Origin of the sequence: Pelagibacterium xiamenense (assembly GCF_021166475.1) — a bacterium.
Classification (GTDB): Bacteria; Pseudomonadota; Alphaproteobacteria; order Rhizobiales; family Devosiaceae; genus Pelagibacterium; species Pelagibacterium xiamenense.
Map to the genome: position 1 here is coordinate 1,315,307 of NZ_JAJOYS010000001.1, position 15,702 is coordinate 1,331,008.

General features: G+C 61.7%; 15 protein-coding genes. 5 read left to right on the top strand and 10 right to left on the bottom strand.

Annotated elements, in window-relative coordinates; all coding sequences use genetic code 11:
• The first annotated feature begins 55 nt into the window (after positions 1-55).
• The 3 genes from LSG43_RS06510 (at position 56) to LSG43_RS06520 (ending at position 3,516) form a co-directional block, all read left to right on the top strand.
• Positions 56-742 (top strand): helix-turn-helix domain-containing protein, encoded by a 687-nt coding sequence (locus LSG43_RS06510; RefSeq protein WP_231802211.1) that lies wholly within the window; start codon positions 56-58, stop codon positions 740-742.
• A complete protein-coding gene (locus LSG43_RS06515) occupies positions 739-2,337 on the top strand; it encodes an ABC transporter substrate-binding protein (RefSeq protein ID WP_231802213.1) in 1,599 nt (532 codons plus the stop codon). The genes LSG43_RS06510 and LSG43_RS06515 overlap by 4 nt, the downstream gene beginning before the upstream one ends.
• Before the next feature lie 72 nt (positions 2,338-2,409).
• Positions 2,410-3,516: a M24 family metallopeptidase gene (locus tag LSG43_RS06520; RefSeq protein ID WP_231802215.1), complete on the top strand. Its 1,107-nt coding sequence runs from the start codon at positions 2,410-2,412 to the stop codon at positions 3,514-3,516.
• A 13-nt stretch (positions 3,517-3,529) separates the two neighbouring features.
• On the opposite strand, the gene LSG43_RS06525 is transcribed toward LSG43_RS06520, so the two are convergent.
• Positions 3,530-4,102, bottom strand: coding sequence for a PadR family transcriptional regulator (locus LSG43_RS06525; RefSeq protein WP_231802217.1), 573 nt, complete (start codon positions 4,100-4,102; stop codon positions 3,530-3,532).
• Positions 4,103-4,298: 196 nt separating this feature from the next.
• On the opposite strand from LSG43_RS06525, the gene LSG43_RS06530 reads away from it, so the two are divergent.
• Positions 4,299-4,799 carry a YbaN family protein gene (locus LSG43_RS06530; RefSeq protein WP_231802219.1) on the top strand — a complete coding sequence of 167 codons (501 nt, stop codon included), beginning with the start codon at positions 4,299-4,301 and terminating at the stop codon, positions 4,797-4,799.
• Positions 4,800-4,837: 38 nt separating this feature from the next.
• Here the strand turns inward: LSG43_RS06530 and LSG43_RS06535 are convergent, their stop codons facing one another.
• Positions 4,838-6,046, bottom strand: a complete 1,209-nt coding sequence (locus LSG43_RS06535) for a GGDEF domain-containing protein (protein ID WP_439652014.1) — start codon at positions 6,044-6,046, stop codon at positions 4,838-4,840.
• A gap of 377 nt (positions 6,047-6,423) precedes the next feature.
• Here LSG43_RS06535 and iolE point away from each other — a divergent pair, with 377 nt between their 5' ends.
• Positions 6,424-7,332 carry a myo-inosose-2 dehydratase gene (gene iolE, locus LSG43_RS06540; RefSeq protein WP_231802223.1) on the top strand — a complete coding sequence of 303 codons (909 nt, stop codon included), beginning with the start codon at positions 6,424-6,426 and terminating at the stop codon, positions 7,330-7,332.
• On the opposite strand, the gene LSG43_RS06545 is transcribed toward iolE, so the two are convergent.
• The 8 genes from LSG43_RS06545 to LSG43_RS06580 all read right to left on the bottom strand — a co-directional run bounded on the left by LSG43_RS06545 (position 7,329) and on the right by LSG43_RS06580 (position 15,702).
• The gene (locus LSG43_RS06545; RefSeq protein WP_231802225.1) at positions 7,329-8,429 is read right to left on the bottom strand and encodes an ABC transporter ATP-binding protein; all 1,101 of its coding nucleotides are present in this window, start codon (positions 8,427-8,429) and stop codon (positions 7,329-7,331) included. The genes iolE and LSG43_RS06545 overlap by 4 nt on opposite strands.
• A gap of 9 nt (positions 8,430-8,438) precedes the next feature.
• Positions 8,439-9,434, bottom strand: a complete 996-nt coding sequence (locus LSG43_RS06550; RefSeq protein WP_231802227.1) for a glycoside hydrolase family protein — start codon at positions 9,432-9,434, stop codon at positions 8,439-8,441.
• A gap of 32 nt (positions 9,435-9,466) precedes the next feature.
• On the bottom strand, positions 9,467-10,345 hold the full coding sequence (locus tag LSG43_RS06555; RefSeq protein ID WP_231802229.1) for a carbohydrate ABC transporter permease: 879 nt from the start codon (positions 10,343-10,345) through the stop codon (positions 9,467-9,469).
• Positions 10,345-11,433, bottom strand: a complete 1,089-nt coding sequence (locus tag LSG43_RS06560; RefSeq protein WP_231802231.1) for a carbohydrate ABC transporter permease — start codon at positions 11,431-11,433, stop codon at positions 10,345-10,347. Before LSG43_RS06560 ends, LSG43_RS06555 begins: the two co-directional genes overlap by 1 nt.
• 71 nt (positions 11,434-11,504) lie before the next feature.
• On the bottom strand, positions 11,505-12,773 hold the full coding sequence (locus LSG43_RS06565; RefSeq protein ID WP_231802233.1) for a sugar ABC transporter substrate-binding protein: 1,269 nt from the start codon (positions 12,771-12,773) through the stop codon (positions 11,505-11,507).
• A gap of 3 nt (positions 12,774-12,776) precedes the next feature.
• On the bottom strand, positions 12,777-13,856 hold the full coding sequence (locus LSG43_RS06570) for a LacI family DNA-binding transcriptional regulator (RefSeq protein ID WP_231802235.1): 1,080 nt from the start codon (positions 13,854-13,856) through the stop codon (positions 12,777-12,779).
• A gap of 333 nt (positions 13,857-14,189) precedes the next feature.
• Positions 14,190-14,912 carry a FadR/GntR family transcriptional regulator gene (locus tag LSG43_RS06575; RefSeq protein ID WP_231802237.1) on the bottom strand — a complete coding sequence of 241 codons (723 nt, stop codon included), beginning with the start codon at positions 14,910-14,912 and terminating at the stop codon, positions 14,190-14,192.
• Positions 14,913-14,943: 31 nt separating this feature from the next.
• On the bottom strand, positions 14,944-15,702 hold the full coding sequence (locus tag LSG43_RS06580; RefSeq protein ID WP_231802239.1) for an SDR family oxidoreductase: 759 nt from the start codon (positions 15,700-15,702) through the stop codon (positions 14,944-14,946).

Below are 15,702 nucleotides of genomic sequence, written 5' to 3' on the forward strand. Positions count from 1 at the left end.
TTGGATCATACAAAAAAATTTGCTTACATCAAAAAAATTTTGATGAGGAGCGAAAGTGGGCCAACAAAAAGCCGCAGCGGCGGATACCCACAGCCAGCCGAAAGTCGGGGCGCTCATTCGTGCCCTGCGCAAGAAGCAGCATCTCACGCTGCAACAGCTCGGGGACGCGGCGCAACTGTCGGTGGGCTATCTCAGCCAGCTCGAGCGCGACCACGCGACCCCCTCGCTGGGAACGCTCGCGCAGATCGCCCGCGCGCTGGAAGTGGGCGTCGATTATTTCATCGCCGCGCCGAACCCCACCCAGGCCCATACCCGCGCCGGCGAACGCCCGCGCTTTTCCGTCGACGGGTCCTCGATCGTCTATGAGCGGCTGGGTGCGGAATTCCCCGGCAACACGCTCTCGTCCTTCCTCATGACCGTGCCGCCCGGCTACCGCTCGGAAACCGTGAGCCATGAGGGCGAGGAGATCATCTATGTCCTCGAGGGCGAGCTCACCCAGTGGCTCGCGGGCGAAGAGATGGTCATGCGCACCGGCGACAGCCTCCATTTCCGGGGGAATCTGCCCCACGCCTGGGCCAATCATACCGATAATCCGACGCGGCTTTTGTGGACCGGAACCCTGGCGATGCTGCGCTCGACGGCCCGCCCCAACCGCAACGGATCGAAAGATAACCAGTCCGGCGCCAAGCCGGCCGCAACGAAAACGAACGTCAAACCCAAGTCCAAGGAGAAACAGTCATGAAGCTCTTGAGAGCTGCCCTTCTGGCTACGGCGCTGAGCGTGGCCGTGGCCCCCGCCGCCGGCCTGGCCGAAACGCCTCCGGGCGTGCTCGTGGTCGCCCAGAACATCGACGACATTGTCGCCATCGACCCCGCGCAGGCTTACGAATTCACCTCCGGTGAACTCGTTACCAATGTCTATGACCGGCTCGTCCAGTACGACGCCGAGGATACAACCGCCCTCGCGCCGGGCCTCGCGACCGAATGGGAGATCGACGAGGAAAACAAGGCGATCACCTTCACCCTGCGCGATGGCGCGACATTCCACTCGGGCAACCCTGTGCGCCCCGAAGACGTCGTTTTCTCGTTCAAGCGCGTCATCGATCTGAACCTCACCCCGGCCTTCATCCTCGCCCAGCTGGGCTGGACGCCCGAGAACATTGAGGAGATGGTGACGGTCGAGGGCGACAACACCGTAACCGTCCGCTATGACGGCGACTTCTCGTCGAACTTCGTTCTCAACGTCATCGCCGCGCGTCCCGCATCGATCGTTGATGAGGTGACTGTCATGGCTAACGCGGTCGACGGCGACATGGGCAACGCCTGGCTCAACTCCAACTCGGCGGGCTCGGGGCCCTTCGTCCTCGCCGACTACCGCCCCGCCGAGATCATTCGCCTGAACGCCAATCCCGATTACTTCAAGGATGGCCCCAACGTCGAAAGCGTGATCATCCGGCACGTCGCCGAAGCCGCGACCCAGCAGCTTCTGCTCGAATCCGGCGACGTCGACATGGCACGCAACCTCACCCCCGACCAGATCGCCTCGATCGATAGCGACGACATCAAGGTCGAGACCTTCCCGCAGGCCGCCGTGCACTTCCTCTCGTTCAACCAGAAGAGCGAGGAACTGCAACCCGAGGCCCTCTGGGAAGCCTCGCGCTATCTCGTCGACTATGAGGGGATGACGAGCACGTTCCTCAACGGGCAGATGGAGATCCACCAGGCGTTCTGGCCCGAGGGTTTCCCTGGCGCGCTGACCGACACGCCCTTCACCTACGACCCCGCGCGGGCCGAGGAAATCCTCAAAGAGGCGGGCATCGAAACGCCGATCGACGTCACCCTCGACGTCATCAACGCCGCCCCCTTCACCGACATGGCGCAATCGCTGCAGGCGACCTTCGCGGAAGCCGGCATCAACTTCGAGATCATCCCGGGCACCGGCGCGCAGGTGATCACGAAATACCGCGACCGCACCCACGAAGCCATGCTGCTCTATTGGGGCCCGGACTTTATGGACCCGCACTCGAACGCCAAGGCGTTCGCCTATAATTCGGATAATTCGGACGACAACTATCAGGCTACCACCACCTGGCGGAACGCCTGGGCCGTGCCCGACGACATGAACGAAATGACCATGGCCGCCCTTGCCGAATCCGATCCCGAAACCCGCAACCAGATGTATCTCGAACTGCAGGAGCGGGTGCAGGAGAATTCGCCCATCGTCATCATGTTCCAGGCCGCCTATCAGGTCGCCATGGACGACGATGTCGAGGGCTATGTGAACGGGGCAACCTCGGACTTCGTGTTCTATCGCCTCGTCACCAAGGACGGCGAATAAACGTCGTATCCGGCCAAAACGGAAAGCCGCCCTTCGGGGCGGCTTTTATCGTTCCATTGAAGGATTGATCCCATGAGTGCCTATTCCGACCGCCTCGACCGCCTGCGCGCGACCATGAAGGCAACCGGCACGGACCTTGTTGCGCTTGGTCCCTCAAGCCACATGATCTGGCTCTCGGGCGTCTCCCCTCACGGCGACGAGCGCCCCGTCCTGCTGCTGGTGAGCCAGGACCATGCAGGCTTTCTGATGCCCGCGCTCAATGCCGACGCCGCCCGCACCGCCACCGATCTGCCGTTCGAGACCTGGGACGATGCCGAAGGTCCCGACGCGGCTCTCGCACGCCTTCTGCAGGCAGCAAATATCGACGGCTCGCCGAGCGTCGTCATCGACGAAACCATGCGCGCCGATTTCGCGCTTCTTCTGCTCGACGCGCTCCCGGGTGCGCGACGGCGTTTCACCGTCGATACGGTGGGGGCACTCCGGGCGCGCAAGGACACGTCCGAATACGATGCGCTCAAAAAGAGCGCGCTCCTGAACGATGCTGCCATGCGCGCGGGCTTCGAAGCCTTGCGCCCCGGCGTCACCGAGCGCGAGATCGCCACGATCGTCCGGGATTACTACAAGGCCCAGGGCGCGGCCCCCGAATTCACCAGTGTCTGCTTTGGCGCGAACGGCGCGTTCCCGCATCACGCGGTCGGCGACACCAAGCTCGCGCCGGGCGATGCGGTGCTTATCGATACCGGCGGCCGGATCGACGGCTATCCCAGCGACATGACGCGCGTCGGCTATCTCGGGAGTGCGCCGGAAGGGTTTGCCGACGTCCACACTGTCCTCGAGAGCGCCGTGCAGGCCGCCCTTGCTGCCGCAAGGCCCGGCGTACGGGCCAGCGATGTGGATAGGGCGGCCAGGGACGTCATCGCAAAGGCCGGATACGGCGCGTATTTCCTCCACCGCACCGGCCACGGCCTCGGGCTCGACGTTCACGAGCCGCCCTACATCACCGGTACCTCGGAGACGGTACTCGAAGAGGGAATGGTGTTTTCGATAGAGCCGGGCATCTATCTGCCCGGGAAATTCGGAATCCGGCTTGAGGACATCGTGATCCTGCGCGCCGACGGTCCCGAAATCCTGTCGGGCATGCCGCGTGCCGCCGTCGTGGCGGGGAACCGAGACGCCTGACCGGACCGCCGGTTCACTTGAGCCGTTCGATCTTGCCGGCGGCCTCGTCGATAAGCTGCGCGACGGCGAAGATTGTATCTTCCGTAACGCCTTCGCGCGACAGCCGGCCGCGGATGGCGCTCCTGAGGTTGCCGATCGCGCGCCGGACGGGGGCGGCATCGACGCGCTCCGTGCGCTCTGCCAGCATCGAAAGCCGGTCCATGAGGGCGCCCAGTTGCTCGGCTTCTTCGGCAAGCACGGCTTTGCCCGCCTCGGTCGCCGCGAACGTCTTCCGCGCTCCGGAAGTCTCCGCCTCCTCGGCGTGGCCCATATCCGCAAGCAGGGTGAGGGTGGGATAGACCATGCCCGGGCTTGGCGCGTAGGCGCCGTTGGTGCGCTCCTCGATGTCGCGGATCAGTTCATAGCCGTGCCGCGGCGCTTCTGCGATCAGCGAAAGCAGCACCAGCTGCAGTTCTTTTGCGTCAAAGATCTTGCCTCTGCGCCGGCCCATGCCGGACCGTGGGTCGCCGTCGCCCCGTCCCTCGTGATGCAGCCCCCGGCGCGGCCTGCGATGATGCGGATCGCGTCCATATTCGTCGAATGCCATACGTCAGGCTCCTGGTTTTGGATTATGTCAAGATATATCTTGAAGCAGTTTTGTCAAGTGTCCGCTCGGCGTCGCGGAACCGGCGCTGCTGAAGGGCACCCTCATCTTTTCTCCAGCCGGTGGGTGCATGACCCGCAGGCATACCTATATTGGGGGAGAGCTTGGGGCGCAGGCATTCGGTTTGGGATTAGCGGCAATGGACGGCAATGAGAAGGCGGACGAAACCATCCGTCCGGACAGGCACGCCGGAAATGGCCCCGCCACCCGCTCCACGCCTGGCGCCGGTCTGCGGTATCGCCTCAACCAGAGCCGGCGTGCGATTTTTCTGCTGCTGGGCCTCCTCATGGTCGCGCTCGGCATAATCGGCGCATTTCTCCCGGTTATGCCCTCGACCATATTTCTCATCCTCGCCGCCTGGTTTTTCGGCCGCTCCTCGCCGCGGCTCGAGCGCTGGCTGCTCGAGCATCCCCGCTTCGGCCCAACATTGCGCGTCTGGCAGGAGCAGGGCGCGGTGCCGCGCCGCGCGAAGGTCCTCGCCTGTCTCGGCATCGCGCTTGGCTATGTGCTCTTTTTCATAGGCGCGCAGCCCGATGTCATCATGGGTGTCATCGTCGCCATCGTCATGGCCGGCTGTGCGCTGTACGTCATAAGCCGTCCGGCCCCGCGCACGGGGGAATCCTCAAGCGCAAAGACCTGACCGCCCCACGATTTTGCCATTGTCGTCAGCGTGGAAATCTAGGCCAATCGCTCGACCCTGTAGGCCTCGTCCTGTGCCTCCGGATCCCACAATTGCACCTGGTTCCGCCCGGCGCGCTTGGCAAAATAAAGCGCCGTATCCGCCTGCGTTTGCAGTTCCTCGGCCGTAAGCGCACCTCCGCGCGTGCTTCCCACGGCCACACCGACACTCAACGTGACAACCGCCGAAACGCGCGACCCGGGATTGGGAAGCTTCGCCGCCATGACGCGACGACGGATGCGCTCCGCCGTAGCCATCGCCTCGGTTTCGGTCACCCCGGGCAGCAGCACGAGGAACTCCTCCCCGCCATACCGCGCGACGCTATCCAGGTCCGCTCGGACACTCCCCTCGATGATCTTCGCCACATCGGCAAGACACCTGTCGCCTTCCAAATGACCCAGATGGTCGTTGAGCGCCTTGAAGTCGTCGATGTCGCACATGAGCAGCGCAACGCGATCGCCCTGTCGCCACAGCGCATCGAGCTTTTCGCGCATCCAGTGCCGGTTCGCGACACCGGTCAAAGCGTCGATCTTGGCGATCTGCTCGAGGCGCCGGTTCGACTCGGCGAGTTCGAACATGTTCCGCCGGTCGCGCAATTCGAGCAGGAATGATTTCTGCGCAAGAACCGTCATCGTCCGGCGCGCAACCACCGTGGCGCCGACGCCAGACGCGAAAAAGAAAAAGCCCGACAGTGTGCTTTTGATCTCTATGCCCGGAATCTGGAGTTGGAACGCCAGGTATAGGCAAAGCGCCGCAAGTGCGAGGCCTTTGGTCATCAAGTACGGGACATTGAAAATAATAATCCCCGTAACCGCCACGAAGAGCATAATGTTGAGATAACGCTCGGTCAGTGCTTCGCCTGCGGCGACTGCGACCAGGCATACCGATAGGAGAATAAGCAGCATGCCTGCGGCGAGCACACTATCCAGGACCAACTCCGGAAATGGCTTGCGCCAGACCAGAGCAACCCCGATAGCCGCGGGAAAAATGAGCGCGCCGGGAGCCAGCATCGCAACCGCAACATCGTATGGAAGCAAAACCATGTTGAGGAGCAGCGTCACAAGGTTCAGCACGGCGACCCAGATCATCCAGGAGCGTATGACCTTGGTGGTCTGGCGCGAGGAGCGTTTGCGAAAAGCCTGCGCAAGTTTGCCTTTGAGCCAGATATCGCGCGTTCGGCCGGACAGCAGGCGTTCGGCTTCGGCCATAAGTTCAGGATCTTTGATGAAGTGATCCAGAATAGCCGTTCCCTGGCCGGCAAGGGACGGCCGAACCTTTGAATCGGTCATAGCTCACCTCGGCCCGAAGAATGGCGATATATCATCGGCAGTTTTTTCAGTCGGTCCTCTTCCCGCGACGGCACAGGCAGCCCTCCTTGGCGCCCTGTCAATTCACCAGCATAAATGACAAATCCTACCGATCACTGAAGCCGGGCGGCGCATTTGCTTGTTTCGGGGCAAACCGCTTGGGGCCTTTGTGCAATTCCCTGGCTCGCACACGGCCGCTGCCACCGTCTTGAAAAGCCCTGCGAACTCTATATTGAGAGCGGAAAAGCCCGCGCCCTTTCGACTGAGGAAGCCCCTGAATGATCCTGTTCGGCACCAACCCGATCGCCTGGTCCAACGACGATGACTGGAGCATCGGCGACCATCTCTCGCTCGACGACTGCCTGTCCGACTGCCGGACGATCGGTTTTGACGGGATTGAAAAAGGCCACAAGATGCCGGGCGAGGGCGAAGCCCTCAAGGCGGCGCTGGGAGCTTACGGGTTACGCTTCGTCGGTGGATGGCATTCGACCAATATCCTGGTCAACGACATCGAAACCGAAAAGAAGAACCTTCAGGCCTTTATCGACATGCTCAAGGCCGCGGGTGGCGATCACATCAACGCCTGCGAATGCTCCAACACAGTTCATGGCAACGACAAGGTTGCGGTCAACGACCGGCCCGTCATGACCGATGCGGAGTGGGACCGGTTCTCGCAAGGGTATGAGGCGCTCTCGGAATACGCGCAGCGCCAGGGCGTGACCATGGGCTACCACCACCACATGGGCTCGATCATCGAGAGCGGCGAGGATATCGACCGGTTCATGCAGATGGCCGGTCCGCACACCCGTCTGTTGCTCGATACCGGCCACGCCTATTTCGGCGGTGCCGATCCGGCAGAGATCGCCCGCAAATACATGGACCGTGTCACGCACATCCACTGCAAGAACATCCGCCCCGACGTCATGCGTGAGGTGCGCGACCAGAACCTGTCGTTCCTCGAAGGCGTCCGTCGCGGAGCGTTCACTGTGCCCGGTGACGAGGAGGGCTGCGTCGAATTCGAACCGGTGCTCCAGATTGCCGCCGAGAACGGATATTCCGGGTGGGTCGTGATCGAGGCCGAGCAGGACAGCGCCGTGCGCGACCCGATGCACTACCAGTCGATGGGCCTGCGCACGCTCAAGGATATCGCAAGGCGCGTCGGGCTGGGCGAGCCGGTGTCGGCCTAGCGGAAAGGCCGGTCGGCAACGGGAATGGCGGTTCCATCCGTTCCGAAGAGGCGCGCGTCCGCGACGTCGAAGCCTAGCGACAAGGTAACTCCATTGCTCAACTCAGCGCTCCCGGGCAGGGCGGCGACAAGTTGCTCGCCGGAGTTGAGGGCGAAATTTGCGATCGTTTCATTGCCGAGGTGCTCGACAAGGAGGACCTTGCCGGTGATGCCCCCGACCTCTGAGTGGGCGAGCAAATGCGGGCGCAGGCCCAAAGTTATGCTGTCTCCGCCCCTGATGCCCCTCGCGCTCGCAACGGGAATGCGCGTGCTCGGGACATCCGAACTGGCGACTGTGACCGTTCGTTCATCGACCGCCTCAACCGTCACCGGAAGCAGGTTCATCTGAGGCGACCCGATGAAACCGGCGACGAAAAGATTGGCGGGGTAATTGTAAAGCTCCAGCGGCGAGCCGATCTGCTGCACGACCCCGGCGTTGAGCACGACGATCTTGTCTGCGAGCGTCATCGCTTCGACCTGATCGTGCGTCACGTAGATCATGGTGGCATCGAGCTGCTGGTGCAGCTTGGAAATCTCCATGCGCATCGAACCGCGCAAGGCGGCATCGAGGTTCGAAAGCGGCTCGTCGAACAAGAAGACGTCGGGATTTCGCACAATCGCGCGGCCGATCGCGACGCGTTGGCGCTGCCCACCCGAGAGCTGGGCGGGGCGCCGATCGAGCAGGTTTTCCATCTGCAGAATGCGCGCGGCCTCGCGGATTTTCGCGTCGCGCTCATCCTTGGGTGTCTTGTTGAGCCTCAGACCGAACCCGACATTATCGTAGACAGTCATGTGCGGATAAAGCGCATAGGACTGGAACACCATAGCGACGCCGCGATCGCGCGGCTGGACCGTGTTGACGCGCTTGTCGCCGATGAAAAGGTCACCGTCAGTGATGTCCTCGAGCCCGGCGATCATGCGCAAGAGCGTCGATTTCCCGCAGCCTGACGGCCCCACGAAGACGACGAATTCGCCGTGTTCGATGGAGAGGTCGACACCTTTGATGACCTCGACATTGCCGTAGCTTTTGCGGATATCCTTGAATTCCAGACCGGCCATCGTCTCCTCCTAGATGTCGGCGCCAGCCGCTACCCGTTCAGGGTGGGCGTGAAGATATCCCTGTTCGTCGACCGAAACCGGGATGGGATCGGATACCCTGCCGACGAACGGTTCGTTCTCACGGGTATGGATGAACCCCATGAGGAAAAGGGCGCCATCCTTTTCAACGATTTTGCCGGCGTAGCGCCGACACGGATACGCGCCGTCGAGAAACGCGCCGGGCGCAACCTCCCAGGGGCCGAGCGGGTCATCGGCAATGAGGTAGTGGGTCCCGGTAACGGGCGCCTGTGGGTTGAGGGCTTTGTAGGCTTCGGACCAGTGTTCGGCCGCGGTGCAGAAGATACAGTACCATTTGCCATTGTGCTCGAAGACCTGGGGGACTTCCATCTGCCCGAACGTCCCGCCGCGATAGACCGGGGGCTGCAGGGTCCAGTCATAAAGATCGGGCGACGTGGCAAAGCCGATCGATCCGCCCGCGTTCGGCTCGTCGGTACCGGGTACGCGCGCGGTGAAAAACATTAGCCAGCCTGCGCCGTTGGGATTGCGTATGACCCAAGGGTCCCGCATGGCGCGGTCGTGCCAATGGCCAGGCGTATATTCCTCGTAGTCGGGGCCGGAAATATCGAGGGCCAGTCCGTCGCCGACGCGCTCCCAGGAATGCATGTCGGTCGAGGTGGCATGCCCGATGCGCTGGTGCATGCCCTCTTGGGCGTGCGGCGTGCCGGTATAAAAGAGATGCCAGACGCCATCGTCGCCCTGGACCACGGAACCGGTCCAAGTGGTCCAGTCGTCGAACGCAGGACCTTTCGAGGGAGCAAAACACGTGCCCTTGTAGTCCCAATTGACAAGGTCGGTGCTGATCGCATGGCCTTGGGTGACGTTGCGGTGGCGCAGTTCGGGATCGCCGAGCGACGCGTCGGCCTTGAGGAAATAGATGTGCCAGTCCGGGCCGTTCCTGGCGAGCCAGAAGTCCCAGATCCAGTGATTGTCGAGAGCAAGGGCCATTTGTAGTCGTCTTTCTTGTCGTGGTTCTCGGGTCAGCCCTTGATGCCCGTCGAGGCAATCGAGGCGATGAAGGCGCGCTGGAGCACGAGGTAGAAAACCAGCACCGGAATGGTGATCATCGAGAGATATGCCATCACTTCCCCCCACGCCGTATTGAGCTGGAAGAAGTACTGCAGGCCGACCATCACAGGGCGGAACTGCTCGGATTGCGTGACCATGAGAGGCCAGAGATACTGGTTGTACATGATGAGGAATTTGAGGATCGCTGCGGTCGCGAACACCGGACCGGCGATTGGCACGATCACGAGGCGATAGACCTCGAACCAGGTCGCACCATCGAGCCGGGCCGCCTCGATCAGTTCCTTGGGTAAGTCTTTGAAATACTGAACGAAGAGAAAAATCGTTAGCGCATCGGCAAGGAACGGCACGATCTGCACGTGGTAAGTGTTGAGCCAGCCCCACTGAAGCCCCTCCGCGCCAATCCAGGGCAGCGAGTTGACGACCATCAGCATAGGAATGGCGATGGTTTCGAACGGAATGATGAGGGTCGCGATGATGACCGAAAGCACGATGTTCTTGCCGCGGAACTCGAGATAGGCAAACGCGAACGCGGCCAGCGAGCACAGGAAGAGCGAGATCACGACGGTAACGACCGTGATGAACACCGAGTTGAAGATGAAGAGCCCGACGGGCGCGCGGTCGAATGCAGCGAAATAGTTGCCAACCGAGATGTCGCCCACCGGCAGGAATGCGGCGAAAGACGAGGTGTCGCTCAAAAGCTGCCTGTCGGGCTTGAGCGACGACACGACCATGAACAGGATCGGCAGAACGAAGATCAGCGCGACGGCCACGAGCAGGGCGTAGCGGCCTGTCAGTTTCAATGCGTGATTGGTTTCGGTAACGGCAGCCATTATGTGCGCTCCCGGGTGAGATAGCGTTGGGTGATCGAAATCGCGAGGACGATCAGGAACAGGATCACCGAGATCGCCGAACCGCCTGCGATGTTCTGCTGCTCGTAGCCGCGTTGAACGGCTTGGAAGACGAGCACCTGTGTGGAATCCACCGGTCCGCCGTCGGTCATCACGTCAACCTGCGCGAACAGTGCAAAGGCCTGCATCGTGATGACGACGAGGATCAGGACTGCCGTGTTGCGCAGCCCGGGCCAGGTCACGAAGCGGAATTTCTGCCACGCATTTGCGCCTTCGATTTCCGCGGCCTCGTAGAGCGACACGGGAATGGTCTGCAGACCCGAAAGCCAAATGACCATGTGGAAGCCGACGGCCTGCCAGATCGACATGGCGATGATCGCCCATAGCGCAGTATCGGGATTGCCCAGCCAGTCTATCGGCTGAAACAGCCCGAAACTGAGAAATTCGAGCAGGTTGTTCAAAAGCCCGTTGCGCCCGTCATAGATAAATCGCCAAAGCAGTGAGACGACGACGATCGACACCACGACGGGCATGAAATAGATCGTTCGGAAGACGTTTATCCCACGCAGTTTCTGATTGATCATCAACGCCAAAAGAAGCGCGAGAGCGGACTGGACCGGCGCGACGACAGCGACGAAGATGAGCGTATTGGTCAGCGCCTTCATGAACACGAGATCGCGCGCGAGAACGAGCACGCGGTCATTCCCCCAATTCCAACCGAACCATTCGCGCATGCCCTCGAGGTGTGGATAGTCGGGGTTATTGCGCGTGTAATCGCGCACCCGGGGGTATTGTAGCGCCCCATCGTCGTCGCGGACCGGGCTTCCGGCTTCATCGACTTCGGGTGACAAGGTCAGGACGCCGATGCCCAAGAGCTGCTCGAAGTTCCGCATCCCAACGAACTCGGTTGGGTTGGGCGAAATCAGGCGTTGGTTAGTGAACGAGTAGCCGAACGCCAGAACAAAAGGGGCGACAAGGAAGGTCGCAATCAGGACGACTGCCGGGGCGATCATCAGCCATCCGGCAAGCGGATGACGTTGCAGCGATTTCTGTGGGCCAGGGGAACTCATAGCGCGAAGTCCTAACGTTCCGGGAAGGCGCCAGTCCCGCATGCGGCCATGCGGGACTGGCACGGGAAGCCCTATTGGGCGGTCGCGTACCCGTTGTTCCGCTCGATATCGTCATTGATCGCGTCAGTTGCCGCGTCGAGCGTGTCGATGACGTCGGCACCGTTTGCGATGTCCGACAGCGCCTTGCGGAACTCGAGCGCCTGGAAGACATAGCCCGGCGTCACCGGACGCAGCATCGCTTGGGCTTCGGACAGCCCGAAGAAGACCTCGAGCGGTCCGCCTTCGGAATAGTTCTCGGTCATCGCAGCGGCTTCCGCAGTGGCCGGGATCAGGCCGATGCCGTCAGAGAAGGCTGCCAGATACTCGTCCTGGATCGCAAACTCGATGAACGCGCTCGCGCCCTCGGGGTGCTCGGATGTCGAGGATACGCCGAACTGCCAGGAGGCGCCGCCAATCTTCGGGCCGTTACCGAAATCCGGTGCGGGGAGGAACAATAGATCGTCTCCGACTGCCTCAAGCGTGCGAATACCGAACCAATTGCCATTCCATTGCAGGGCATAGTCGCCCTCGATGAAGCCGATCTCGCGGTCGGCCATGTCCTGGCTGGTGCCCGGAACCAGTTCGCGGTCGAAAAGCGACTGCCACCATTCGCCGAATGCTATGGCTTCGTCCCCATTCAGCACGCCTTCGGCCGTCTGGTAGGTTTCGCGGTCGACAATGCCGCCGCCAAAGCTCCAAAGGAAGGGGGCGAAAGCATAGGGGTACCATTCGCCCTGGTCGGCCATGCCCAGATCGAGGGCATATTCAAACTCGCCGGAAGCCTGCAGCGTTTCGAGGATGTCGTCGAACTCGTCGCGGGTCCAGGGCGCGTCGAGCGTGGGGATGCGGATGCCGTGTTCCTCCAGCGTCGAGCGACGCGCATACATGGCAACGGCCGCATCCCACAGGCCGACCGAATAGACCTCGCCATTGTATTCACCGATCGCTCCGGGAAGGAAGCCATCGAGCGCGCCTTCGGAAAGCTGCAGCGGCTGCATATAGCCCGCCCATGCCCAGTTCGGCATAACCGGGCCGTCGACATCGATGATGTCGGGAAGGTTACCCGAAACGGCGGCGGCAACGACAGAGTCGTTGTAGGCCGCCTGCGGGAACTCTTCGAGCACGACTGCCCAGTCGTCCTGAGAGGCGTTGAAGTCCTCGATGATCCCGACAAGGATCGAACGTTCAACGTCGTTGCCGGCGCCGTGATACCAAAGGCTCAATTCGGTTTGAGCAAATGCGGTGCCGGGTACGGCGAGCGCAATTGCCAATGCGCTGGCTGCGGTTCGAATAGGTTTCATGGTTTAGCTCCTCCACTGTGTGATGCTTGTGACCTTGCGGTCGCGCTTTTTGACGGAATTCCGCCAAACTAAGGGTCCCGAGACCGTATCCACCGGCGCCTTGCCAGTCCGTGCCGCGCCATCCATGAGGCGCAACAGCGTTTCGGCGGTGCGGATCCCGATCGTGCCGTAGGGCAGGTCGATCGTGCTCAGGCTCGGGTAAACGTGTTCGGAAATGATGCGATAATCGTCGTAGCCAACGACGCTGATATCATCGGGGATTGAGAGCCCGCGCTCATGGAGAATGCGGTAGACCTGCATCGCCATCTTGTCGTTGCCGCAGCAGAGTGCCGTCGGCCGGTCCTTGAGCCGGAGGATGCGATCGACAGAGTCCCAGAGCCGGTCGAATTCATGGGCCGGATCGGCCAGCGCAGCGCTGACGACGAGGTCGGGATCGAAGCGGATACCGTTTTCCTCGAGAGCGGACTTGTACCCCTCGACGCGGAGATCCCGGGCGATGAGCGAGTCGGGCAACGTCAGAAAGCCGATGCGCTCGTGGCCGTCGTCAATCAGGGCCTGAACGAGCGTACGTTGCCCGCCCATGTCGTCGGGAACCACGGCCGGGGTGCCTGCATCGTCGAAGCAGTTGGCGAGAACGATTGGGGTGTTGCGCCCGATGACGGGCAGCGAGACCTTCTGATGATACTCGGCCACATAGATCAGCCCCTCGACACGGTGCTCGAGAAAGGTCTGGATGAGGTTGGGCACGCGATCGGCGCGTCCACCGGTATCGGAAATGAGCAGCGTCTTGCCATACTCGGCGAGAAGCCGCTGTGCACCCTGGACGATAAAAATTTCCGGCAGCCCGGCAGGAGAGGACCACTCCGGGCCTGTCGAAATGGCTCCCGTGATCATGCCGACGAGACCGGAGCGTTGCGAGCGCATGGTGCGCGCTGCGCTGGAAGGGATATAGTTGAGGTCGCCGATAGCCTTCAGCACGGCGTCTCGCGTCTTCTGATTGACCGGGGCATCTCCGTTGAGCACCCGGCTCACCGTTTTCGGAGAAACGCCCGCCGCTTTTGCGACGTCGTAAATCGTGGCCATTCTTTCTCCTCCCAGCGTGCCGACCGTTTTTCGGGTCGAACTTTCTGGATCGTACAAGACACCGATGTCATGACATCGGTGTCATGGTTAGCAATGCGGGATTCCTGAGTCAATGGGCCGCCGCTCAAACGGTCGCAGGGCTAGGGGGCGGCGACTTGCGGCGAGGTATCCGAACGGTCACATGGCGCGCGGATCGCTTGGATGTCATTGCGTGGCAGGGTTCTCAACGCCGGTGTCTTCCAGCGTGCAGGCTTTTAAGCATCCGGGTACGGCTCGCGGGCTGCGCGACATACACAAGCAGCGCAATCTTCACAGTGGTCTACCTGGGGGCGTCTAGCGTCCGGCACTAAGACCCAGATCGACTATCGCAATATTGAGAAGCCGGGACATCGACGCGTAAGCGCCCTCGGTATCGCGGGCCCGGATACGTTCGATGACCTCACCGTGATTGGGGAGGGAGGCACCCGGTTCGCGAGCGCGTTCGATGGTCAGCCGGAAGGAATAGGCCAGCGCCGCGCCGATGATGTTGGCCAGCTGATGAAAGACCACATTGCCGCTCGCCCGCAGCAAGGCCTTGTGGAAGTCGATATCCGCCTGATTGAAGGCGGCGAAATCCTGCGCGTCCTTGTAGCGTGCCATGTCGGCATAGGCGCGTTCGAGCGGCTCGATATCCTGGGCTGAGGCGCGGCTGGCTGCAAAGCGGGCGGCGGCCGGCTCGATAACCTGGCGTGCCTCGATCAGGCTTAACACCAGTTGCGGGCTGGGCGCCAAGTCCATGGACCAGCGCAGAAGGTCTTCATCGAGCAGATTCCAGTCATCATTGGGCTGAATGACCGTACCCACGCGCGGACGTGTCGTAACCAGCCCTTTGCTGCCCAGTACCTTGATCGCCTCGCGCAGAGCGCTGCGGCTGACATTGAGCTCTTCGCACAGTTCGGGTTCGGTGGGCAGGGCCGTCCCCGGTTTCCATTCCCGGTTGAGAATGCGCTGGGCCAGTTGTTTGACCACGGTCTTGTGCACTCGCGGCTTGACCAGTTTCTTCTCGACGATGTCCAAACGTTTTCCCTCGCAGGCCGGCCCGGCAGACTTATTCGTGGTAGAGTACAGAACGCCCGCCATCGATCACAATGTTTTCTGCGTTGATGAAGGGGGCCTCGTCGCTGGCCAGGAATACGGCTGCCATGGCGACTTCGCCGGGGGTGCAGATCCGACCGGGCGGGTGCAAGTCGTACGTCTGCTGACGGGCTGCAGAGGGGTCATCAAAACTTTCCCAGTACTCGACGGCAAGCTGGGTTTCCACATAACCGGGCGAAATCGCGTTCACGCGCACCTTGTGCCGCGCATATTCGATGCCCAGAGAACGTGTCAGGCCCAAAAGCCCGTGCTTGGCGACAGGATAGGGGAACGTCCCGGGGATGATGGTGAAGCTGTGCGACGAGGCGATGTTGACGATCGAACCGCCCGCACGGAGCATGAGCGGCAAATGCGCCCGGCACATGCGCCAAACCCCCTCAAGGTCGACCGACATGCAGCGCGCCCACTCTGCATCAGAGGTGTCTAGCGGTTCGTGAAAGACGTTGATGCCGGCATTGTTGACCAAAACGTCGAGGCGGCCATGCACGGCCTGTACATGATCAGCCAAAGCCGTCACGCTTTGCGGATCGGTCACGTCGAGCGCGACCGCCTCTGCCCGGTCGCCCAGAGCGTCGGCGGTCGCACGACCCGTCGCAATGTCGATATCCGCAACGATAACCTGGCCGCCTTCGCGCACGAAGGCTTCGGCGATCGCCTTCCCGATGCCGCGGCCGGAGCCCGTGACGATGCAGATTTTATCCTTGAGCCGCAT